The sequence below is a fragment of the Pseudomonas sp. PIC25 genome (assembly GCF_002286785.1).
Lineage (GTDB): Bacteria > Pseudomonadota > Gammaproteobacteria > Pseudomonadales > Pseudomonadaceae > Pseudomonas_M.
Genome location: NZ_MUJY01000187.1, coordinates 19,097 through 41,715, shown reverse-complemented (window position 1 = coordinate 41,715; position 22,619 = coordinate 19,097). Strand labels below are relative to the sequence as shown.

At 56.0% G+C, this 22,619-nt stretch carries 21 protein-coding genes; 10 read left to right on the top strand and 11 right to left on the bottom strand.

Translation table 11 applies throughout. From position 1 onward, the window contains the following. From BZL41_RS26175 to radC, 3 genes are all read left to right on the top strand, one after another. Entirely contained in the window at positions 1–2,871 is a 2,871-nt protein-coding gene (locus tag BZL41_RS26175; protein WP_095601966.1) for a conjugative transfer ATPase, read from the top strand. 69 nt (positions 2,872–2,940) lie between these two features. Next, positions 2,941–3,624 carry a thioredoxin domain-containing protein gene (locus tag BZL41_RS26170; RefSeq protein ID WP_256578247.1) on the top strand — a complete coding sequence of 228 codons (684 nt, stop codon included), beginning with the start codon at positions 2,941–2,943 and terminating at the stop codon, positions 3,622–3,624. A gap of 176 nt (positions 3,625–3,800) precedes the next feature. Beyond that, complete coding sequence (gene radC / locus BZL41_RS26165; protein ID WP_095601964.1) at positions 3,801–4,301, top strand: DNA repair protein RadC; 501 nt, start codon at positions 3,801–3,803, stop codon at positions 4,299–4,301. A 262-nt stretch (positions 4,302–4,563) separates the two neighbouring features. Here radC and BZL41_RS26160 read toward each other — a convergent pair whose 3' ends face one another. Both BZL41_RS26160 and BZL41_RS26155 read right to left on the bottom strand, forming a co-directional pair. Further along, positions 4,564–5,307, bottom strand: coding sequence for a DUF2971 domain-containing protein (locus tag BZL41_RS26160; RefSeq protein ID WP_095601963.1), 744 nt, complete (start codon positions 5,305–5,307; stop codon positions 4,564–4,566). Positions 5,308–5,630: 323 nt separating this feature from the next. Then, positions 5,631–6,275 carry a DUF2026 family protein gene (locus BZL41_RS26155; protein ID WP_095601996.1) on the bottom strand — a complete coding sequence of 215 codons (645 nt, stop codon included), beginning with the start codon at positions 6,273–6,275 and terminating at the stop codon, positions 5,631–5,633. Between the two features lie 654 nt (positions 6,276–6,929). Here BZL41_RS26155 and BZL41_RS26145 point away from each other — a divergent pair. Both BZL41_RS26145 and BZL41_RS26140 read left to right on the top strand, forming a co-directional pair. Then, entirely contained in the window at positions 6,930–7,355 is a 426-nt protein-coding gene (locus BZL41_RS26145) for a DUF3010 family protein (protein WP_095601961.1), read from the top strand. Beyond that, positions 7,352–8,449 (top strand): protein kinase, encoded by a 1,098-nt coding sequence (locus BZL41_RS26140; protein ID WP_095601960.1) that lies wholly within the window; start codon positions 7,352–7,354, stop codon positions 8,447–8,449. The genes BZL41_RS26145 and BZL41_RS26140 overlap by 4 nt, the downstream gene beginning before the upstream one ends. A gap of 257 nt (positions 8,450–8,706) precedes the next feature. On the opposite strand, the gene BZL41_RS26135 is transcribed toward BZL41_RS26140, so the two are convergent. The 9 genes from BZL41_RS26135 to BZL41_RS26095 form a co-directional block, all read right to left on the bottom strand. Next, positions 8,707–9,543, bottom strand: coding sequence for a hypothetical protein (locus BZL41_RS26135; RefSeq protein WP_095601959.1), 837 nt, complete (start codon positions 9,541–9,543; stop codon positions 8,707–8,709). Between the two features lie 168 nt (positions 9,544–9,711). After that, positions 9,712–10,584 carry a phage exclusion protein Lit family protein gene (locus BZL41_RS26130; protein ID WP_095601958.1) on the bottom strand — a complete coding sequence of 291 codons (873 nt, stop codon included), beginning with the start codon at positions 10,582–10,584 and terminating at the stop codon, positions 9,712–9,714. Positions 10,585–10,996: 412 nt separating this feature from the next. Further along, positions 10,997–11,200, bottom strand: coding sequence for an ankyrin repeat domain-containing protein (locus BZL41_RS26125; protein WP_095601957.1), 204 nt, complete (start codon positions 11,198–11,200; stop codon positions 10,997–10,999). Next, complete coding sequence (locus tag BZL41_RS26120; RefSeq protein ID WP_168191072.1) at positions 11,172–11,486, bottom strand: ankyrin repeat domain-containing protein; 315 nt, start codon at positions 11,484–11,486, stop codon at positions 11,172–11,174. Before BZL41_RS26120 ends, BZL41_RS26125 begins: the two co-directional genes overlap by 29 nt. A gap of 614 nt (positions 11,487–12,100) precedes the next feature. Then, positions 12,101–13,162: a non-hemolytic enterotoxin lytic component L1 gene (locus tag BZL41_RS26115; RefSeq protein WP_095601955.1), complete on the bottom strand. Its 1,062-nt coding sequence runs from the start codon at positions 13,160–13,162 to the stop codon at positions 12,101–12,103. A 32-nt stretch (positions 13,163–13,194) separates the two neighbouring features. Then, positions 13,195–14,304, bottom strand: a complete 1,110-nt coding sequence (locus BZL41_RS26110) for an HBL/NHE enterotoxin family protein (protein WP_095601954.1) — start codon at positions 14,302–14,304, stop codon at positions 13,195–13,197. A 45-nt stretch (positions 14,305–14,349) separates the two neighbouring features. Then, entirely contained in the window at positions 14,350–15,450 is a 1,101-nt protein-coding gene (locus BZL41_RS26105) for a hypothetical protein (protein ID WP_095601953.1), read from the bottom strand. A gap of 21 nt (positions 15,451–15,471) precedes the next feature. After that, a complete protein-coding gene (locus tag BZL41_RS26100) occupies positions 15,472–15,873 on the bottom strand; it encodes a hypothetical protein (RefSeq protein WP_095601952.1) in 402 nt (133 codons plus the stop codon). Positions 15,874–15,909: 36 nt separating this feature from the next. After that, entirely contained in the window at positions 15,910–16,302 is a 393-nt protein-coding gene (locus tag BZL41_RS26095; RefSeq protein WP_095601951.1) for a hypothetical protein, read from the bottom strand. A gap of 459 nt (positions 16,303–16,761) precedes the next feature. On the opposite strand from BZL41_RS26095, the gene BZL41_RS26090 reads away from it, so the two are divergent. The 5 genes from BZL41_RS26090 (at position 16,762) to BZL41_RS26070 (ending at position 22,618) form a co-directional block, all read left to right on the top strand. Then, a complete protein-coding gene (locus BZL41_RS26090; protein WP_095601950.1) occupies positions 16,762–19,242 on the top strand; it encodes a sialidase family protein in 2,481 nt (826 codons plus the stop codon). 241 nt (positions 19,243–19,483) lie between these two features. Further along, entirely contained in the window at positions 19,484–19,927 is a 444-nt protein-coding gene (locus BZL41_RS26085) for a TIGR03757 family integrating conjugative element protein (RefSeq protein ID WP_095601949.1), read from the top strand. Further along, positions 19,924–20,877: a TIGR03756 family integrating conjugative element protein gene (locus tag BZL41_RS26080; RefSeq protein WP_218224631.1), complete on the top strand. Its 954-nt coding sequence runs from the start codon at positions 19,924–19,926 to the stop codon at positions 20,875–20,877. The genes BZL41_RS26085 and BZL41_RS26080 overlap by 4 nt, the downstream gene beginning before the upstream one ends. Before the next feature lie 53 nt (positions 20,878–20,930). Next, entirely contained in the window at positions 20,931–22,280 is a 1,350-nt protein-coding gene (locus BZL41_RS26075) for an integrating conjugative element protein (RefSeq protein WP_256578250.1), read from the top strand. After that, positions 22,277–22,618 (top strand): hypothetical protein, encoded by a 342-nt coding sequence (locus tag BZL41_RS26070; protein ID WP_095601946.1) that lies wholly within the window; start codon positions 22,277–22,279, stop codon positions 22,616–22,618. Before BZL41_RS26075 ends, BZL41_RS26070 begins: the two co-directional genes overlap by 4 nt. The last annotated feature ends 1 nt before the right edge of the window (position 22,619 follow it).

Below are 22,619 nucleotides of genomic sequence, written 5' to 3'. Positions count from 1 at the left end.
ATGAAGCGCTTCCGTGCCGAACGCGTTCCTGGCGAAAGCCCTCTTGCCCTTGGGGATGAGGAAGCACCCGACACCTGGGATATGCACGCGCAACGACTCGCTACGCACGGCATTCCTGTTCCAGGCGAAGAGCCCCCGCATGCCGCCGCCACCCTGGCCGACGAGCAAGCGCTCTACGACGTGGCACCCTCCTTCGTGGACATGCTCCCCTGGGTCGAGTACCTGCCCGCCTCCAGGAGCCTGCTGCTGGAAGACGGCCAGTCGGTGGCGGCGTTTTATGAGTTGACGCCCCTTGGTACCGAAGGCCGGGAGTCGGCGTGGCTGTGTCAGGCACGCGATGCGCTGGAAAACGCCCTCCAGGACAGCTTCGACGAACTTGAAGACAACCCCTGGGTGGTCCAGCTTTATGCCCAGGACGAGACCAGTTGGGATCACTACCTGCGGACATTGCGCAACTATGTCCAGCCCCGTGCTCGGGGCAGCGCCTTCACGGAGTTCTACCTGCGGTTCTTCGCGCACCATCTGCGCGCCATCGCCAAACCAGGCGGCCTGTTCGAGGACAGCACCGTCACCCGCCTGCCGTGGCGCGGCCAGGTCCGGCGCGTGCGGATGGTGGTGTATCGGCGAGCAGCCGTCCATGACGCCCGCCGCGGCCAGTCGCCGGAACACGCGCTGACGGTGATCTGCGACCGGTTGCTGGGCGCGCTGGCCAATGCCGGCGTCCAGGGGCGTCGGATGGTCGCCGCCGATATCCATGCCTGGTTGCTGCGCTGGTTCAATCCGAACCCCACCCTCCTTGGCCCGACCGACGCCGACCGCGAGCGCTTCTATGCGTTGACGCGCTATCCCGAGGAGACCGAGGAAGGCGAAATCGAGCTGGCCAGCGGCACCGACTTCGCCCAGCGCCTGTTCTTCAGCCAGCCGCGCTCGGACGTGGACAGTGGCCTGTGGTACTTCGACGGCATGCCGCACCGGGTCATGGTCATGGACCGGCTGCGCACGCCACCCAGCACCGGTCACCTGACCGGCGAGACCCGTAAGGGCGATGCCGTCAATGCGCTGTTCGACCAGATGCCCGAGGACACGATCATGTGCCTGACGCTGGTCGCCTCGCCCCAGGACGTGCTGGAGTCGCACCTCAATCATCTGAGCCGCAAAGCCGTCGGCGATACATTGGCCTCGGAGCAGACCCGTCAGGACGTGCAACAGGCCCGCTCGATGATCGGCAGCGCGCACAAGCTCTATCGCGGTGCGCTGGTCTTCTATCTGCGGGGTCGCGATGAAGCGGAACTGGAGGCACGCGGCCTGCAGTTGGCCAACGTGATGCTCAATGCCGGCCTGCAGCCGGTGCGCGAGGAGGATGAGGTCGCACCGCTCAACAGCTACCTGCGCTGGCTGCCGTGCGTCTTCGATCCGGCCAAGGATCGGCGCCACTGGTACACGCAACTGATGTTCGCCCAGCATGCCGCCAACCTGTCGCCAGTCTGGGGGCGCAGCCAGGGCACCGGCCACCCCGGCATCACGCTGTTCAACCGGGGCGGAGGCACGATCACCTTCGATCCGCTCAATCGCCACGACCGGCAAATGAACGCGCACCTGTTCCTGTTCGGCCCCACCGGCTCGGGCAAGAGCGCCACGCTCAACAACCTGCTCAACCAGGTCACCGCCATCTACCGACCCCGGTTGTTCATCGTGGAAGCCGGCAACAGCTTCGGGCTGTGGGGTGAATTCGCGCAGCGCCTGGGGCTGACGGTGCACCGGGTAAAACTGGCGCCCGGCGCCGGCGTGAGCCTGGCCCCGTTCGCCGATGCCTGGCGGTTGGTCGAAACGCCCGGCCAGGTGCAGACATTGGATGCCGACGTGCTGGACGAGGAAGCGCACACGTCGGCCGCTCCCGACCACGACGAGCAACGCGACGTGCTGGGTGAGCTGGAGATCACCGCGCGGCTGATGATCACCGGCGGCGAAGACAAGGAGGAGGCGCGGATGACCCGCGCGGATCGCAGCCTGATCCGCCAGTGCATCCTGGACGCCGCCCACCGGGGCGCGGCTGAGCAGCGGACCGTCCTGACCCGGGACGTGCGCGATGCCTTGCGGGAGCGCGGCGGCGACCCTGCCCTGCCGGACGTGCGACGTCTACGGTTGCTGGAGATGGCCGATGCGATGGATATGTTCTGCCAGGGCCTGGACGGCGAGATGTTCGACCGGCCCGGCACGCCCTGGCCGGAAGCCGACCTCACCCTCGTGGATCTGGCGACCTTCGCGCGCGAGGGCTACAACGCCCAGCTCTCCATCGCCTACATCTCGCTGATCAACACGGTCAACAACATCGCCGAGCGTGACCAGTTTCTCGGCCGCCCCATCATCAACGTCACCGACGAGGGGCACATCATCACCAAGAACCCGCTGCTGGCGCCCTACGTGGTCAAGATCACCAAGATGTGGCGCAAGTTAGGCACGTGGTTCTGGTTGGCCACGCAGAACCTGGACGATCTGCCGAAGGCCGCCGAACCCATGCTCAACATGATCGAGTGGTGGGTCTGCCTGTCGATGCCGCCGGACGAGGTGGAGAAGATCGCCCGCTTCCGCGAACTCAATCCCTCGCAGAAGGCGCTGATGCTGTCGGCCCGCAAGGAGGCCGGCAAGTATTCGGAAGGCGTGATCCTGTCGAAGTCGATGGAGGTGCTGTTTCGTGCCGTGCCGCCGAGCCTGTACCTGGCCACGGCGATGACCGAACCGGAGGAGAAAGCCGAGCGCTACCAACTGATGCAGCAGCACGGCATCAGCGAACTGGAGGCCGCGTTCCGGGTGTCCGAGAAGATCGACCGCGCCCGAGGCATCGAGCCCTTGCCGCTGGATGGCCTGGTCTGATCGGTGGAGGCGATGATGCAGCCCCCGACTCCCGCCCATTCCCCACGCGCCTTTGCCGGGTGGCTGGCCTTGTTGCTGATACTCGCGGCAGGCGGTGGGCTCTGGTGGATCGCCTACTCTTCGGGGGCATCCCAGGACCACTCGTCCGTGTCGTCGAGGTCCAAGTCGGCCGGCCCACCCTGGCTATATGGCCGCGCCGACGCCCGCTTCACCGTGGTCCTGTATGCCGATCTGGAGTGCCCCTACTGCCGCGACTACCTCCCGGCGCTGACGCGCTGGATCGATGCGAACCCCGACGTGAACGGGCAATGGCACCACCTGCCGCTGCCCATGCACAACCTGGCGGCCCAGCGAGAAGCCCGGCTGGCCGAGTGCGCCGGTGAAGTCGGTGGACATGACGCCTTCTGGTCGGCGGCGGCCTGGATATACCGGCATACGCGGAGCAGCGGCCAGGGGCTGCCGGCCGATACGGCGTATCCCGATCTGACACCGGCCTTACAGGCGTGTCTCGACAGTGATCGCCCCGACGCCATCATCCGCACGCAGACCGAAGCAGCCGCCCGCGACGGCATTGTGGGAACGCCAACACTGAGACTTCACGACCGGAATTCGGGCAAAACGATCCTGCTCCATGGTCCGGTCGACGGCGACGCGCTGTTATCGGCGCTGGATCTGCTGGCCAGTCCCGCCGACGCGTCTGAAGAGATAGATGATTCAAGAACGCAAGCTGACTCCGTCAGCAAGCCCAAGTAGCCATGGTCTTCAAGGCTACGGCGCGGTTTCCCGCGTTGACCACCCCCCCTGTTCGCCCCGCATCCCTTGTGCGAACAGCCAGTGTTCATTCGCTGGTGGATGCTGTTGTTATCTCGTCCCTGGAGGGCTCGCCCCTCCCAGGGGAAAGAGCGCCTCCCCAACTCTTGGAGGTTCTCATGTCTGCTTCGCTCGCTTTCTCGAAAGCCGCCACCACGGCCGCTTCGTCAATCGCATCCCGCTACGATGACTGGATCATCAAACACGCCATCGCGTTGTTGGAGCATCGGGTCTTTCAGCGAGGTTCCGCGCTCGAAGACCCCGTAGCGGTGCGGCAATTCCTCCGGCTGCGCCTGGCCGGTGAACCGCATGAAGTATTCGCAGCCCTGTTTCTGGATGCCAAAAACCGTGTCCTGGCCGTCGAGCACCTGTTCCATGGAACGATCGACGGCGCCGCGGTCTACCCGCGTGTCGTCCTCAAGCGGGCCATCGAGCACAACGCCGCGGCGGTCATCTTCTGCCACAACCATCCTTCAGGGGTAACCGAGCCCAGTGTTGCGGACAGAGCGCTGACGCAGCGGCTAAAGGAGGCGTTGGCCTATGCGGATATCCGCGTGCTGGATCATTTCATCGTGGGTCAAGGCGAGCCCTATTCGCTTGCTGAGGCCGGGCTGTTGTAATCATCAGGCGCCCTTCTGGGCGCCTGGTTCTTTCCTTCGATACCGAGCTGAGCCCCTTCACAGCAGATCGGCGGCTACGCCCCCTCACCGACCATTTCTTGCCCGCCCAATTGGCGATATTGCTCAGCCTTTTGCAAAGAATTTGACCGCTCTAATCTTTTGGTCAAACAGGCAGAGAACGGCCAGAAGCGGTCAGTCACGACAGGCAGAGTTGTCACGAGCGGCTACACAGCAGACCTTCACGTGCTGTATCTTGACCACGTTAATCGGTAGGCAATCCAAAGCCTGTAGGATCAAAGCGCTCTGCATGAAGATCCCAGGTCTGGCGATCTTGATTGCAAAGATATATTTCGTGTTCTCGGTATTTTAAGTGAACTCGTGGCAACTGGCCGTCGTAGTCATCTATCAGAGCAGGAAAATATTTGGCTCCTAGGTAGACAGCTTTAATGGCTGAACTCGGAATCTCAAAATCTTGGTACCGCATCTGTGGAGTGTAATCAACGCGGCGTGCCACCCTGATCTCCTCCTCATATGACCAATGCAAGGACTTGTAGAGGAACAGCCTTTCAAGCATAAGCCTGTCATGTTGCGCCGTGAGCTCGTCATGGTAAGGGAGATGATCGCCATCCAGGCTAGGTCTGACGGTTGTGTAAATTACGTTGCCTGCGCTGGCAGAGATGATGTTTGCCTTATTGCACTCGAGGCCCGCTTCCTCGGTGTCTATAGCTATTACGCCTCCCCTGTGGTTCTCTCCATAATGCGCCCACATCAGGGGGTTAAGCGGATTTCGAGTTAGGGAAAGTATGCCTATCCCATTTCTGATCATGAAAAGCTTGTCGGCATTGGTCGAGCCAACGGGGTGTATGTTCAGTCCTTCCATCGTCCCCCCTGCTGCAGCAGCACAGTCGAAGGGATCGTTAAAGTTGGCCGGCTTTGTGAACCTGATCGTGCGCAGGCTCAAGCATGCGTCTAGCCCTTGCAGGCTCATATATTTGTAAACAAGCATGGCAGCTCCTTTGCAAAAATTCTGCTACAGGCTTTGGGGGAGTCTGCATTGATATGTCCAATGAGCATGACACCCGCCGGCAAAAAATAGAACGATCCTCAATATCCGCTTCTGGCCGGTGGCAGCCTGACGTAAATGCCAGCAATTGACCCGAGGCGGGTTTGCGCTGAGACGATTAAGCTCAGGCCGCGGTATCAATCCTTAATCAGGGATTGGGTTTATGGAGTTGCTACAAATAGACTTCTGATGTTCCTGGCGGGGTGCGTACGCCTTCCGAATCTTTCAAGATTGCTCCTACTGGCCTGAGGGCCCGTTTTTTTCTGCTACCAAGCTCCTTCGACAGCTGCATCCTTGAGTTTCACCGTCCGCATTTCCCTCTTCTCATCGCCTACCGTAAGTGTTGATGGAATGGGCTTCGGGGGTCTTCGATACCAAGCAATGCATGCCTGTATCAAATCGTTCTGAAACTGGCTTTGAGCGATCTGTTTTGTCAGGTGTTCAGTCAACTTGATATTTGGATCAAAGAAAAAATCTCCGTCGAATCTCAGCGCATTATGGGAGCCAGTCATAGTCTTTATAAGACGCTGGAAAGATTTTGACGGGGGAATAATTTCGAGCCCTGAAGAGATGGCGTGCTCATTAAAAATCGGGCTCATGAAATCGATTAGATGGTCGCCGCAGGCAACCATTGCATGAAAAGCGTCGACGGAACTATGTATTTCGCTACCATCGATTGTGGCGAAACACAAAACATTAGCCCCCTCTTCATTGACCATAAAACAAACAGCTCCAGCAAGTGGCTGGGCATCTTTTCCGTAGTGGTGACGAAGGATTGCTGATCCTGCGACGCTGAAGAACCAACATGCACGGTCAGTTGTTGCACCGGCAGAGTCTAAAACGCTGCGGATAACGCGGTGAATGCGCAGGTAGTCTAGGAGAGGAATGAGTTCGTGCTTCTTCTTGCTCATGGTCATCCCTGGTGGCTGAAGGTCTCTTGCATACCCAAGTAAGGGTTAACACATAGGTGGGAGGCAAGGCAATCGAGTCGCCGGACGGACGATGCATGATGTGCGTCAGGTCTAGGCGGGCGCTGCTGCACAAGCTGGTCATGGCTAACCAATCTGCTTCAGGAAATGAAGGCTGCGCGAGTACCGCGCGCGCCCTTGGCCGGCGCCGTTTATGTCTGGGAACGTGCTAGGTCGAATGCGAGAAGTGGTCAGGGGAGTCTTGCGCTTGAGGAGCATCGCGGATGTGGCGCGTAAGCATCGTGGCGGTAAATCGATGCTCCCTTGGAGACGGATGAAGCAGGTATCGAACAGCGGCTTATTCAGGAGATACGTTAGGCGCTGGGACAACGCGCTGAAGCTATCTGGTATCGCGATCATCATTTACCTGCTCCGAAATGTCTCCTTTGGGTCGACTGTCGCCAGTCGTGGCTGGCCGAAGTCGACCCAAGGCAGCCCTTCAGAAAAGCCGACTATCAGCAGTTGAAGCCGCTGAAGGATTCCTGACAAAGGCCCAAAGTTGGCATGGACACCTTAATGGCCATGTGCTAGTTTTTTGGTCGTTTAGCTTTTAAAAGTATCGTCAAAGATAATTCTGATCTCTCTAAAGGGAATTTCATGGACAAAATCTGTGGTGTCGAACTCAAGGGCTCCGAAGCAATTATTGTTCTGCTGAAAAAGAATGGTGCAGTGTATGAGTATGTTGATATCGAGCCTCGCAAAATAAAGCTTGGCGATGATGAGTCCAGTGATCATGTTAAGTCGTTTTTTGAAACATTTCAAAATTTCGCCAGACAACATAATATTGACGTAATAGTGATTAAGAAACGTGCGCATAAAGGGAAAATGGCAGGCGGTGCAATTTCTTTTAAAATGGAGTCGCTCATTCAACTGAACGGAATTGCTGAGGTCAGTTTTGTAACGGGCCAGGGCATTGCTGCTGCCGAAAAAAGAGACCCATTCAAGCTACCAGCAAATATTAATAAATATCAAGAAGAATCATTTAAATCTGCATCGCTATACATTCGGAAGCTGAACGCATGAGCGAAATATTGATTTCTAATGTCAGCACCCCTCCAAACATAAAGGCGCAGCTCCATATTTTAAGTAAGGACATAAAGTTTACGAGGGAAATAACTAAAGGCGGGAACGGCTATCTTTTCTTCGGTGAAAACAGGATCCTAAAAAATGAGGTTGCAGTTAAATTTTACTACTGGGGAGGTGATGCAAAATACCATGCAGAACCCAGCACTTTAGCTGTAATCGAGGCGCCTAACATTCTTCAAGTCAAAAATGCTGGCCTGCTTGATGGGGAGTGGGCGTACTTCGTGACTCCTCGCTGTCCAAATGGTGACCTCGATGATGTGCTTGAAAAGACCGAGCACGGCAACCTTCAGGCTGTTGAGCGCACTAGCCAGATATTGAGCGGTGTAACTCACTTGCACCAACGACGCTATCTGCACAGAGATTTAAAACCGTCCAATATCTACGTCGGCGAGGACGGAAGATCAATAATCGGTGACTTTGGGTCAATTAAGTATATACCAGAAGATCTTAGCTCAATCCCTGCATCCAGTCATGCAGTGCTCTATAGGCCGCCTGAATCGATTGATGCGAACTCCTATGGATTTGAGGGCGATATATATCAGTGCGGAATTATTCTCTACCAGCTATTGGGAGGTTATTTGCCTTATGAGGAAATGGCGTGGTTAAATAAGGCTGAAAAACTCGAACATGATCGCAAAATATCTAGGGCCGACAAATCAATTTTTATTGATGCATGCATACAGGATAAAATCAAAAGAGGGAAAATTGTAGATATCTCCTCACTTCCTCCTTGGGTGCCTGACAATCTGAAGAGAACAATAAGAAAAGCCACCAATATTGATCCTGCAAAGAGATATCTATCAGCCTCTGCTTTTCATGCGCATCTTAACAATATTAAATCTAAAATCCCTGACTGGTCGGTAGTCGGGGGGCAGCCAACGCTTAGAGGCACCACTTCATTTAGGATCTGCAATGACGATGGGAGTCTTTATGTCCAGAAGTCGAAAAATGGCGGGAACTGGAGGCGAGACAACTCAATCGTAGGTGATAACATTTCCGAGATTGTTGAGAAAATTGAAGCGAAAATCTGAGTAATCAGGAAAACGTCCGCTTCTGGCCGTGTTCTGCCTGATGTGACAGACGCTGAACGGCCAAGGCCAGCCCTTCGCTGACGGATCAAATCGTTAAAAGGCAGTTATTAATTTATAACGACTGACTCAGAGGTAACTTGGCTTACGCTAAAGGCCCGTCTACTTTTTGATCTATGCATCGGCTGATGCATGGGTATACTTATGCACGCAATATCGGGCCAGAGTGTGTCTCGGTTGGAAGCCTCTCCATGTGGGTTTTAGGGCTTATCAGCCTTGTTCTCGATTGCTTTAACCACCTCGTACGGGATAAATCTACCCAGATCATCGGGGATCTTTTGCTCAATAACGCTCCTAGCCATATCGTATTTTCGATGGCTTTCCTGCTCAGCCTCAACCGCTGACTTGAATTTGGTAATTGCGAAATACAATACTTTCATTTGATCTGCTGTCTCTCGGTAAAGAGGGCTGAGTTCTAGCAGGCGATACAGCTGTCCTTCTTTAACCCTAAGGTATGCAAATGGTGACGACTTCCAGTTTGCCGTATGGTCATCTTCACGAAGCCTACTGTAAGTTGTGAAATCTTTATAAAGCTGAATTTGACTTTCAACAACCCTGGGAAACTCATCCGTCATGAACTTCTCAACAGCTACCCATTGATATTCAGTTTTTTCTGCGCCCATAAATTCGTCAATTTTCTTTTGTATGGAGCGGATCGGCTGCGCTGGCGTGAAAAATCTAGGTCTAGTGAACTGAGTCAGTGGATGTTTGATTTCTTCGAGATAATCCGAAAATTCAAGCTCGTTATATTTGATTGCTTCAGCCGCTATGACTAACTCCTCATATGCCTGTTGCGTGTGTTTGGTCTTCGCCTCGAGATCTTTGGCAACCCCTGGAACCTTAGACTCGGCATCTCTAACTTCATCCGATATCACTGCGGCAGCTAAGTACGCCAGCGCATCTGCTAGGTGATGATCGGGTGTGTCTTGGGTTGCTACGTCTTGTGCAGCCGCGTAAACCCAGTCGTAAACTTTGTTTGAGCCATGTTCGCGAATAAGATACGAAAAAGTACAAGATAAACCAGTGTATGCAGACATGAACTATTCCTTCGCTCATTACTGGGAGAAATTGTTAGGGAGTACGCTTCGCGATCCACCTCAATTCCTATGGCTTACAGCTTGGAGATAATGGCACTTTGCACTACTTCAAAGATCCAGTCAAAACTTGCAGCACCGGCTACTGATCTTGGCTGGGGTTCTACCCCGTTATTTGCGTGATATGTCAAGGAGCAAATCTCCAAGGATTTCTAAAAAACTTGCCCCATCGACATTTGCTACGATGCCAGTGCTATAAAAAAGGTACTGGAGTACAACCGTGCAGATTGCCTCTATAACCTCATCATTTCCTACTTGGTAGATCGCGGTGTTCTTAAATATCCGGTCATGTGCTGCTGGGTGCGTATTACGTAAACACGGGACAGTGTCGACCTCTAAACTCTGTAGACATAACACTGCAACGGCTAGGCCCAGCGCGCGCTTCTTCAGTTTGGGGTCGGATTGGGGCAGTCCATCCAATAGCCATTTAGTTGCATGCTCGTCTGCCTCGCGCTCCTCCTGCTCTGAGAAAACGGTATTGATCAAGGGATGCTGTAATACAACGTGCGCAATTTCGTGATGTGAAATCCATGCGATTGCGCAAAGGAAAAGCTCTGTTGCAACAGCCGAGTCATCGCAACTGTCTGAGTCACCTCTTGGGCGAGGGCCAGACTGAGGCCATGATTCTGTGCCTGTGCCGGTTGCCCATTGAAGGATATGCGCTGATTCCCTGAGTCGCTGGTTACCAGAACAATCAAACTGCTCCGCGCCAGCGCGTTGTGCTTCTGCGTACTCTTGCGTTAGAACCCAGCAGTGGTGTGACAAGGCCCATAGGTACTCTAGTGATGCAATGGGCAGAACAATTTCAGGTGTTTGGCGATTCGCTTCCAGCCTAACTCTGACTCCAAACAGAGGCTCGTCCACTATAGCAAAGTCAATTTTGTGATCGTCACGCAGCTGTTCTAACCGACGGGCTTTCTCGGGCGCGACATTGAAAGGCGCACCGGAAATTTGGGACTCAAGAAGGCAGATGGGAGAGCGCATATATTTTTCGGCAACCAACTATAGGTAGACACGACGCAGTGCGTTTGGATGCACCATGTACTGGACGCCTAAGGCTAGCCTCGCAGAGAGCCATCCACAATCCGTCCCCGCTTTACTATATCGCGTGACCGCTTTTGGCCGATTCTGTTGAAAAAGTCGGTTTCTGAGAGAACTGCTTGTCGGCAGCTCAAAAAACGCGCGATTTCGATGCTGCTACGTAAAAACCAAAGCAGCTCCCGTCTTCTGAACGCACCAGATTTCAACGTCGCTCAAGCTCTTTCATAGGCAAAAATCGAGATGGGACTTCTTCAACAGAATCGGCCGATGCCAGCCTCTGATCGGCAGGAGTCGCCAAAACAGCCTGTCAGCAACATAACAATCGTGGTCTGCTCCCCGAATGCCCCCGTTAAGCTCAGTGCCCACCCTTGCCTTTCAGGTACTCAGCAACATGGTGCTCATTCATCACCATCGCCGCGCGATATGGGGTGTCGCCATCTTTGTTGGTGGCTGTCAGGCTCGCTCCTTTTTGGACGAGCAACTCAACTACCTCGAAATGGCCGTGGTATGCGGCAGTGATAAGTGGCGTATCAATCACCCCCTGCTTCATCACGCACATCGGGACGCGCACCTTTGGCAAGCAATGATTTCATGCACCGAACCTTCCCCGAGAGTGCCGCGCCCATAACAGCTGTCTGCCCGATCTTTACGGACTTGTCGTCTGCTTTCGCGCCGTTTGCAAGAAGATAATCTACCGCCTCACATTGTCCGGCATAAGCCGCTGTGACAATGGGAGGCGAACCTTCCCCGCCAAGGTTGGAGCTAGGTGGGATGCGCTTGTTTAAATCATATTTCGCTTCCACATATCGTTTCAGCTCAGTGAGGTCACCTTGATCTGCTGCCATAGCTAACCCTTGCGGAGTCAGTGGGCTTTCTTCGCTTGCCTTTGACGGACTGCTTGAAACTTGAGGTCTTTCCGCAGTGGCAGTCGCTGCTGCCATGCCGCTGCACAATTTCAGTCCTTGATCGAGCAACTCTAACAGTTCGCTAGGCCTGAACTTTTCCGCTCCATCCCTCCATCCACGCTCTTTAGCCGCGCCGCGGGCAGTACCATTCACTGCATAAACTATATTGCCGTCCGTGGCCGTGATTAGTTGCTTGCCTCCCTCCTTAACACATTGAACCGGAGGTGCCGCAACAGCATGAGCGGAAACCAGCAAAACGGTTGTAGTCAGATACTAGGCACTTTTCATTGCAGGCTCCTTCGTTATTGAATGGGAGGGGCAGTGATCCTGTGCGTCATAGGGGCGCGAGATATTCAGACGGATTGAGGGTAGCCCAGGAACGAAAGATCGTGGGTTCCCTCTTCTTCCCGCCACGGGCTACCTAGCGACTCAGTCTGCTTCTGGCCGATTCTGTTGAAAAAGCAGGTTCAGCGGCAGCCGGCCGATTCAGGCCTCCTTCGACAAGCTGGTCCCTGAAAACCACACCGAGGGGCATCGGAAATAAGCCTGATTTCTCACTGACCAATGCTGACCTTGTTGGGTACCGGCGCGTTGTTGGCCTGCATCGCCTCAACAAAGTCATCCACCGCCTTCCAGGTATTGCAAGCGGCGTCGAACCACACTTGGGCAACAATGGCTTGCTGGGCATTCTCGGCTCGGGCGACATCGTTTGCTGCATTACCGATTTCCCCAGACAGCACACCCCAGGTTGTCTTCAAGGAGTCGAGTGCCGTACTGATCGCAGCAATGTCGTTCAGGGCAAACGACACGCTCATGGATAGCCCTTTGAGGGTCGAGATTTGTTGTTGGTCGTCGGACAGCTCTTGCTGCTCGTTGGCAATCGTTGATTGGTACTGTGAAATGGTCGTTTCCAGCGAGGATATCTTTTCCTGCGCTTCTGCCACCGTGGCGACCCCTATCCCAGCAAGTATCAACGAAACACCGCCAGTGAAAGGCGTCAGCAGTATGCCGAAGATGGTTTCGATAAAGCCTTTGGTCTTTTGTGCCTGGGCCTTGGCGATGGCTTCCCGGTCCGTCTGCACTTGCTGTTGAAGCTGCTGTATCTGCGTGTTGATGGCCGTGATTTGCTGCTGGATCTCAGTCTCCTGCGCCTGTATCTGCGCAATGCTCCGGTTCATGTTGGCATAGGGCGCCGCCATTTTTTCATCGAACGCGGTGAGCTTGGCCGTATACCCGTTTATTGCATTGATCATGTCCTGCACGGGTGCTTCCAGCGCGTTAAGCGCTGCCACGATACGTGCCTGTATGCTGCTGTCGAATTGTGTTTCCAACTGCCGGAACAAATCATCGAGCGTGGCTTGCGAGGCGAGAAACGCCTTACCGCACGCGTCGATCTGGCCCAGGATATCGTCCTGGAAGTACCGATAACCGTTCTGCCGCCATCCAACGACAAGGTCTTCCGCCTGCCCCAGCTCCTGATCGAGAATCGGATACCAAGGCGATGTAGACGGCGCAATCGACGCCTCGATCAGTGCTTGGCACGATGAGTTCAGCAGAAGCATCGCGCCTATCGAGTCACTGATCTGTTGGTTGGTTTGCGAAGCATCGAAAGCCATGGCGAAAGTCCTGTCGTTGGTGTGGATGGACGTCAGGCAGACATCGGCAGTGTCTGGGACTGAATCTCTATCTGGGCATTGACCAAGTTGTTCGCCGTAGTGATCGCTTGCGCCCACTCGGTCTGTGCTGCCGACGTGAATACGCTCTGGACAATCGTCGAGAGAGCGTTTTCTGCAGAGTCAAGGTCCGTGAGCACGCCCTGCAGCTCACCTTGGAACGTTCCCCATTGGGTCTGTAGCTTGGACAGGCTCTGGGTCGCCATTTCGATGCTCGATACCGCGCTGTTCGAGGCCATCTGTAAGCCCTGCAAGGCCACCAGTTGGCGCTGGTCGTCAGCCAACTCCTGTTGATCCTTTGCGATCTCATCGAACTGCTCATTGATTCGGTGCTGCATGATTCCCCAGGTCACGCCTCCGCCGATGATGCCGGCCGCACCGATCCCTCCCCCGATCAACAGGCTCGTGCCACCGGTTTCTGGTGCAAGAGCGATCCCAACGACGAGCGCGAAAATGCCAATGCCGATAGCGGCGGCCGAAGCTGCGATGGCCTTGTTCTCCCCATCGATCTCGGTTTTGAGCGATTGGATGGCATTGTTCATCTTGCTGATGTCGCCTTGCAGCGAGATTTCTGCCTGCTGGATGTTGGTGGAACCGTCCACCAGGTTGTTATGCGCAGTCTGCATTTGATCGCCCCATGTCTTTAGCGACTGACTGACTTGGGTCATCTGGTCGATCACTGCCTGTATTGGGGGAAGCAGCGTCTGCTGGATGATCGTCTTGATCTCCACTACCGCCGGATTATCCGCACCCTGCGCGTTCGGGTTGTCCTTGGCGATCTGCAGGATCGCATTGGTTGCCGCGGTGAAATCGGAACCGAAGTTGATCACTTGCAATGGAATCGTCTTGGTCACCTGCGGGCCATAGGTGTCGATCCATTGCTGAGCGAGTGCCTGCGCTGCGGTCAGCTCGGAATTGAGGCCATCGAACCAGTCCGGTTTCGGACTGGGAGCGACGAAGACCGTATTGACTACCGCATGGCATGCAAAAGTGATGAGCTGCGCGGCGTTGTAGGAGACACCGGTATTACCAAACAGGGTGTCAGGGGCCGGTGAGAGGTCGTTTGCATTCAGGGCGACATTCATCGTGAATATCCTCTATTGAGTCCAACCAAGGAGGTAGAAGTCCATTCAGTTCCCGGCCAATGTCGGGAAAGTCGGCCGAATCTGGGCCTGACTAATATCAATCGTCACCGGCTGGCCGACTGTAATATCGGTCTTCAACAACTGGGCGACGAAGGTGTTGATCGATTGCCAGGCGATAAACGCTTGGGGCAATGTCATGAGATCGAGGTACTGGTTCGGCTGGGCCCCAGCTTTCAGTGCATCGATCGCATCCTCGATCTTCGACTGCTGGGTGACCCACAGGTCGACAAGCCCCGGCAACGCGTCACGCAAGGCAAGGTACTGCTCTTCGATGCTGTAGAGCGTTTGCAGCGTTGATTTGGTCAGGGCCAGACCGAGCGCCTCATTCGACAGTTGTCCCTTGATCGCATTGATCTGGTTCATCGTCGCGATCAGTTGGTTGTCGTCCTCGATCATGTCGTAGAAGCTTTTGCCGATACTGATCACTGCGATCACCAGGCCGACGATCGGAATCGAGGCTTGCGCCCCAGCCGCCCCCGCTGCGTAGAGCATTGTCACGGCCGATTGGGCGATGCCCTTGTCGGAGGCGATAGCGTCGCTGGTGATCTTGCTGCCCAGCCCCTGAACGGTGTTGACCAGTTCTCCGAGCTGCTCGGTGAGCTGCAACATCTGCTGCTCTTCATTGGCCAGGGCATTCCATCCGTCAGCAATCGACTTGTCCATTTCCGGCAAGACCGCACTGAAGGCAGACATACGTTGCTCCAGCTCTTTCTCCGCACCTTGCGTCGCAGCAAGGCTTTTGTTCGCCTGTGGGAGCAGCGTCTCGCTCAATACGTTGATCCAGAGATCGACGTCATTGGATGCGGAGGGATCGAGTGTCTTGGCGACCCCGGAGAATATGGAGAAATAGTCTTGGAAGGCCAGAATGACCGGAGACCAGATCTCGCCGCGGTCCTGTTGCCAAGCATCTGCCGCAGCGTCCAACTGCTTGAACTCAGTGGCGACTTCAGATAGCCAATCCGGTTGATCGGGAATGGGAACGATCTGAATGCTTTCGCAGCTTAGTGCGAAGTTGTCGATCCCAACGATGCCGGCATAGGCGTCGGTGAGCTTATCGATGGCATCAGGCAGGTCTGGTGAGAGCATGACGTTTTTCCCTCTCGTGGATCAGTTGGTGACGTTGAGGAAGGGATCGAACGTCATCGCCTTGCCGTCGAACGAGAGGACGCAGCTGTACTGATATTTCGCTATTGAGCCTTGGGATTCGACGCGGCCCGACCAGACGGTCGCTCCTGTCACTATTGTCGACTGACTGGGAACGCAGATTTTCTGGTCGATCATCTGCCCGGTAAAATCGGTGATCTCAACATCGTCCCCTGGGTTGATGGAAGCAACCGACCAAACAATGATCTGGCCATCCGAGCAAGTTGTGACCAACTCTTCCTGTCCTTCGTTATACGAACCAAAAAACTTGTTCGTATCAATCAAGTAGACATTCGAATTCAGGTCGCCACTGGCCAATGCGCCTTCGACGTCAACGACAATCAATACATTGATTTCATTTCCCATTGGTTTTGCCTCCTGCGTGAATAAAACTGCGATCCTTCAAACGACTTTCAAATAGCTAGCGAAAGTCATGGCCTTGCCGCTCATAGTCACGGTTACGGAATAGGGGTAGCTGGCGAAGGCGCCTTGTGTTTCGACCCGACCGTTCCATACGGTGTTACCCATGAAAGGGTCCGGGGCCGGAACACAGATATTCTGGTCGACCATTTGACCTGAAAAAGCAGTGATGTCGATTTGGCTGCCTGGGTCAACCGGAGTAATCGACCAGGTCAGCGACTGACCGTCTTGGCATACGGTGTTGAGAGCGCTTTGCCCTTCTTGCCATGACCCCAGATATTTATTGGTATCTACTAGATAGACGCAACCCTCAAGTGTCCCGGCTGCAAGCGCTCCGAGAACATCTACTGCAATCAAAATATCTATGCGATTCAAAATCCTTCTCCGAATGACGTGTCCCGTTGGTAATGCCGGGATAGTGAGGTCATTGCCGTCACTGGCATGAGTGGAAGGTCTAGACGAGGATTCCTGATGGGGCAAGGAGAATCTGTACCGGAGAATTAGAACCAGTTGGAATTAGGTTCATTCCGGTATTCACTCTGGGGGAGTTCAATACGCCTTGAAGCAGTCGACGACACGAGTTCACCCTTATATCTCAATGACTTATGGCGAAACCTGGAAAACCCTAGTCAACACCGTACTTTTAAAGTGACATCAAAAGCAAGCACACACGTAGACAGATAATAATCATCCAGACCACTAGACAATATTAAACGGCGATCTACCATGAAAAGTGCCATTAGATAGCTGCTAAACCTGAGAATCACGCTTTAACAATGGAAGAGCTACGCAGAGCCCAACCATGCGCCTGCAGCCCAATCAAAGGAGTGATATATGAAAATCAAAGCAATACTCAATCAACTCATGCTGTGCCTATATGGCTTATTGACAACTTCACTGGCTTATTCGGAGAGCATAATAATAGCGACACCGCAACAAGGTGTAGGAATAGAGGTTGATGTTTTTGACCATCCAGACGCCTCAAGCGAAAAGCCCTCTTCGACGAGCATGGTACGATTTACCCTCCCAGCTTTTTATACGCCCGCACTGCAGTCTTTCAAGGGCAAAATTTATATGTTCTGGGCTAATAACAATGATACAAACCATATTTACTATGCCACCTCCACAGAGGGAAAAATCTGGTCCAAGCCACAAACCATCGGAGTGGATAGCATCCTGAGCAATGTCTCAGTGACCGTATTCAAACAAAAGCTGGTACTGACTTTCGCCGATCCTCAGAGTCGATTGAAGACCATAACCTCCGAAGATAGCATCACTTGGTCTAGCACCAAAAAAATCAATACACTCCACACAGCCGTTAACAACAAGCCTGTCGTGTATAATGGACAGTTATTTGTCTTTTATAGCGAAAATTCCGGGAAAGCCATTTATTACGTCACTTCGAATGACGGTATTCTATGGAGCCAAGAAAACCTAGCGTTCCAGGAAAGCGCGGACTCAATTCTAACCATGGCCCCCGTTGTCTATAATGGCAGCCTATGGGTCTATTACGCTTTTGAGAATGGTGCCACGTTCACACGCACTTACAACCGAGCCCGTCACTGGGGGACGAAGCAAGAGCTAGCGGGCATTAAAAGCAATGGTTTCCTGAATAGCGCAACCATAATCGGTGAGCGAGCGTTTATAAGCAGCCGCTCCAGCACTTTTTATTCAGACGATGGATTGCACTGGAGCCCATATTTCTCCAAGAACTTTCCTGGCTATTTTACCTACCCGTCGGGACTGGGCGTTTCCTATGCCATTACCGCAAGCGATTTAACTGCAAAAGACCCGCAGTTACCTGCAGATCTGGCCACTGGCCTTAGCCATACCGACTATGCAACCTTTGCCTGGCGGAGTTTTATCGCACTGAACAATATGGCCAACGTGCCATTGCCAGCTAATCGTGGTGTCGGCAATCCTGGCACCAGCTTCGCCGATTCGGGCAAGACGCCACAATCCCCCAGTCCTTTGTTGTGGCAAACCTTCGCCCATCGCACCGAGCTGTTTCCAGCGGTAGGGAAAAATACCGTGGGCGGGCCTACGCGCCCGTTCGCTTCCAACCCGCAATACAGCTATGTCGACTTTCCCAATGGTGTGCCTTTGGCACCGGGTGCCAGTTTTGCTCATTACAACAACTTGGACGAGGCGACCCAAATTGGACAGAACACCATATTTTTCCCGATCAACCCTCCGCAAGCGGCAATGAGCGGGTCTAGCTATGCCCCTTCAAACGATAGCCAGATCCTCTTTGAAGCCAAGGCGAATCCCGTCGTCTACGAATATGCGAAAAACCTGGACCGCTATCCGGATCATATAGTCCTGCCCAACGGCGCTGTGGAGGTTAAGGCGGCATGGCGCAAGCTGGCAGATATCCCGGCTTCGCAGCGCGGGCGCTACCATACGGCGACTGTGGTGACCTATCACGGCAACGATCAGAAGCCGGTGGCATATAACGAAGACTACGCGCTGGTAGCCTTGCATATTATCCATAAGACACCCAACTACCCGACCTTCATATTCGCCACGTTCGAGCATCAAGATTCCTTGACGTTGCCTGACAAGTCGCCGACCGGGCTCTACTACATCGCCAACTACGACAAGATTGTCTACCCGGACTTGTCGGGTACGCCGACCGCTACCTTCTCTGACGGCAATACCACGCATACGGTTACCCTGCCCAAGGGCGCTGTGGCCGATCCGAAGCATAATCCGCCCATTTACTCCGGCAGCAATGGGATTCCAGAGGGGCAGACTGGTCCGATCCGCGTGGTTCAACCGCAAACCGTCTATTCCGAAGTTGCTGCGGTCAACGATCAGGTCACGCAGTTCATGAACGACAGTAGCGAGTTCAACAGCTCTGTCTGGAAGTACTACCGACTGAAGGGGGTGCAGGCCATCCCGTCGAGCGATCAGACCGACCCGGATTATTACTTGGCCAATATCATGGTCGAGAGCAGCCAGCCGGGGATTCAGCTGTTTCGCGGTACCAATATATTCCCCATCCCGGCCGACAAAATCCTGACTAATAAGCGCACCGTGAAGAATGTTAATGTTCCTGACTATGATCACAATATTCAAAGCGAGACCATGGGCGGCTGCATGGGTTGTCACGGCGTCGCCCAGACGGCATTGAAACAAGGTTTCAGCTTTCTGTTCGATGCGATCAACCCCACCGATCGCACCTCCCCTACCGGCTTTGCGGGCCCGGAAACCATAGGTTTGCCGGATGCCCTGACCATGCAGAAACGAGCTCTGAAGTACTCTCTCAGTCTTCGAAATGAAGACACAGTTGAGAAGACTGGCACGCAGTAGCTAAACACCTCGAACCCTGAGCGGTAGTGGGATTCTTGTAATAGTCATGATGGCAGACCATAGGCAGTCCAGTGTCTGCCATCGCGACAACCCGTGAGCAAGCCCCTGGACAGCAACGACGAATAGCTTTCGGTGGATTACCGCTCTATCGGAAACAAGGTGAACCCTCGGCTCCTATTGTTTATGGCCAGCCGTTGCGACTTCACGTCGACTACGCACAGATTCACCTCTGGTGCGTGCCATGCCGAGCGTTACCCACTCTCCCCCCCTCCAACTGCGCCACTGCGTTCGTTGCTTGGCAATAGGCTTGTGCGCCCCCCTGGCCTGTAACGATGCCTGGGCACGCGACATCCGCGCATTTACCGATCGCCAACATCCGGTCACAGCGCCAGCGGGCGTCCAGGTGGTCGAACTGGACCTCCCCGCCCGCCTGGAGGCCGAACTCAACGCACAGCTTCCCGCCGATCAGGGCCGCTCTGCCGCGACTGTCCAGGAACGTCTAGCGCAAGGGGGCGCTGCATTCCAACAGCGATTGGCTGCTGCCTATCAGGGCATTGTCGAAGCCTGGCAGTTGGGCGTCACACACCTGCCGGCCGTAGTGGTCGATCAACGCTACGTCGTCTACGGCGAGCCTGACGTGGCCCGTGCCGTCGCGCGTATCGACGCCTACCGGGGACAGCCATGATGCGCCTGCGCTCCCGCCGCCTGCGGGTTGGACTGGCCACCGCGCTACTCGGTGGCTCGGCCTCGGCCTTGGCCCTGGATACCGCCACTATCGTTGGCTCCACGCTGTCACCGGACTGCCTGGAGTATCGCGTCGTCGGCATTTGCTACTGGCTGTACTGCACCAACTTCGGCTGCTCGGTGCGCACGTCGGTAAAAGTCCGCCATTACGTGCCCGATGCCGTGGTATCGAGCTACGCCAACACCGGGGCGAATCCCTGGGTGGAAGTCCGCGCGATGAGCGCACCCAACGCCACCGCACGGGGCGGCGGCGATGGCACGACCAATGAGGACCACGAGAACAACCTGGCCCGCTTCAAGAACGCCGACGTGATCGACCATCCGGGCGGTGCGACCTTCAGTCAGTTCGCCAGCCAGTCGGGGTATAGCTGCCAGGGCGCCGCCACCGCTTTCATGCCGTACCTGCTCAGCACTTACGATACGCTGGCCTGGCGCTACAGCATTCCGGAAGCGGTGTACCCCGAAGCGCTGACGCCCGGTCTGCGCGAAATCGGCAGCCGCCAAGGCGTCAACCTCTGGGGCAACCTGTATCCCCGCGGCGGCTTCCTGCACCAGGTCGACGATCACAAGAGCGCGGCGGTGGTCGCCCAGCGGGCCGGCGATATCGTCACGCGCCGCGGCCAGATCCACGTCTATCAGCCGCTGCTGGCCACCGCCCGTGACGGCTATTGGCCGGCCGGCGCCTTGGTGGAGTCCGATGCCGCCACCGGCAAGTGGCAGGAACTCACGCCCACCCTCTCCAACCGCTGCGCAGTCTTTCCCAACCGCAACGTCCATGTGCAAGCCCAGCAGGGCGACTACGCCTGGGCGCTCTGGCGCCCGTACAGCTGCTGTCAGCGGCGCGGCCAGACCTTCCTGGGGAGCGTGGATTTTGATGGAGGCCCGCAATGAAAGCCCTCGCTACCCTCCTCACCCCGTTTTTGGCGTCTCCGACGCGGCAGGCGATGGTCGCCGGCGTCCTGGCGCTGGCCGCCGGCACCGTCTGGGCGCAAACCCGCCTCGACAATGAAGGCTTCGGCGCTCGTGGCAGCGTGATCGGCGATGACGTGCTCTACAGCATCGGCGGTGGCCGCGCGGTGTCCATGGGCGGTGCGGCGAACATGCAACGCATCGGCGTGGGGGTGGGCTGGAACAGTAATCTGATCTGCGGCGACATGAGCCTGTCCACCACGTTGCAGAACCAGCTCAACGGTCTCAGCAACGGCTTCCAGACGATCATGTCGAACGTGATCCAGAACGCGACCAGCGCGGTGGCGTCGCTGCCGGCGCTGATCATCCAGCGCGCCGATCCGGGTCTCTACAACCTGCTCACCAACGGCATCCTGCAGGGCAGGCTCGATTTCGACCGCTCGAAGATGACCTGCCGCGCCATGGCCGACCGCATGGCGGACATGGCCGGCGGCCAAGCCGGTTGGGACCAATTGGCCGAAGGCATGGCCTTGCGCGATGCGGCGAGCGACGGGGACGCGGTGGCGGCGGTCGAACACGCCGAGGCCAACCGCGGCAATAACGGCGTGCCCTGGGTCGGTGGGCGCAACGCGGGCGGCTCGAACCAGGACGCGATCAAGGTGGTCGGCGATGTAACCCGCGCCGGCTACAACCTGCTCAACGGCCGCGACGTGGACGACACCTCCACCATCGATCGGGGCAGCTGCGGCAATCGCCTGACCTGCCAAACCTGGTCGTCGCCCCAAGCCGCGGCCGACTGGGCGACGCGCGTGCTGGGCGAGCGCGAACAGCGCACCTGCGAAAGCTGCACCAAGACCGAGACCACGCCCGGCGTCGGCCTGACGCCGCTGATCCAGGAAGAGTACGACACCAAGTTGCAGGTCCTGCAGGCATTGGTCACCGGCAGCCAACCCTTGACCACCGCCAACCTGGAGGCGGCCGGCAGCGCCTCGCTGCCCATCACGCGCGGGGTGATCGAGGCCCTGCGCGCCGAACCCGATCAGGATGTGCTGGGCAAGCGCTTGGCGTCCGAGGCGGCGCTGTCCAGCGTAATGGAAAAAGCCCTGCTGCTGCAACGCACCCTGCTGACCGGCAAGAAGGAGCCGAACGTCGCGGCCAACCAGTTGGCGGTCCAGGCCGTGGATCAGGAAAACACCGCGCTGGAACAGGAGATCAACAACCTCAAGACCGAGTTGGAGTTGCGCCGCGAACTGGCCGGCAATTCGCCGATGACGATCATCCAGCGCCACAGCACGCGCAGCAGCGGCTCGCGCGGGATCTTCCAGGGCGACACCGAACGCGACCGGCTCGACCAGATCCAGACGCCGCGGAGCACCACGCCATGAAGACGCACTGGCACAGTCTGCGGCTGCTCTGCGGCCGGTTCGGCATCGCGCTGCTGTGGGTCGGCCTGATGGTCGGCGTCGCCACCGTCATCAACCTGATCGGCATTACGGTGATCGGCGACATCGAGGGCTGGACCCGCTGGCTACAGGACCACAGCGGCTACTTCCTGATTTGGCGGCTTTGTCTGTACGGCTTCACCGCCTATGCCTGGTACCGGATGCGGCTACGCCTGCAGCAGCGTGAGGGGGCCAGTGAACGCTTGGGCCTGCGCCCTTACGAGGTCATCGCCGTGGCGGCCGTACTCCTCTTCGAGATCAACCGCCTGTGGCGATCGTAGG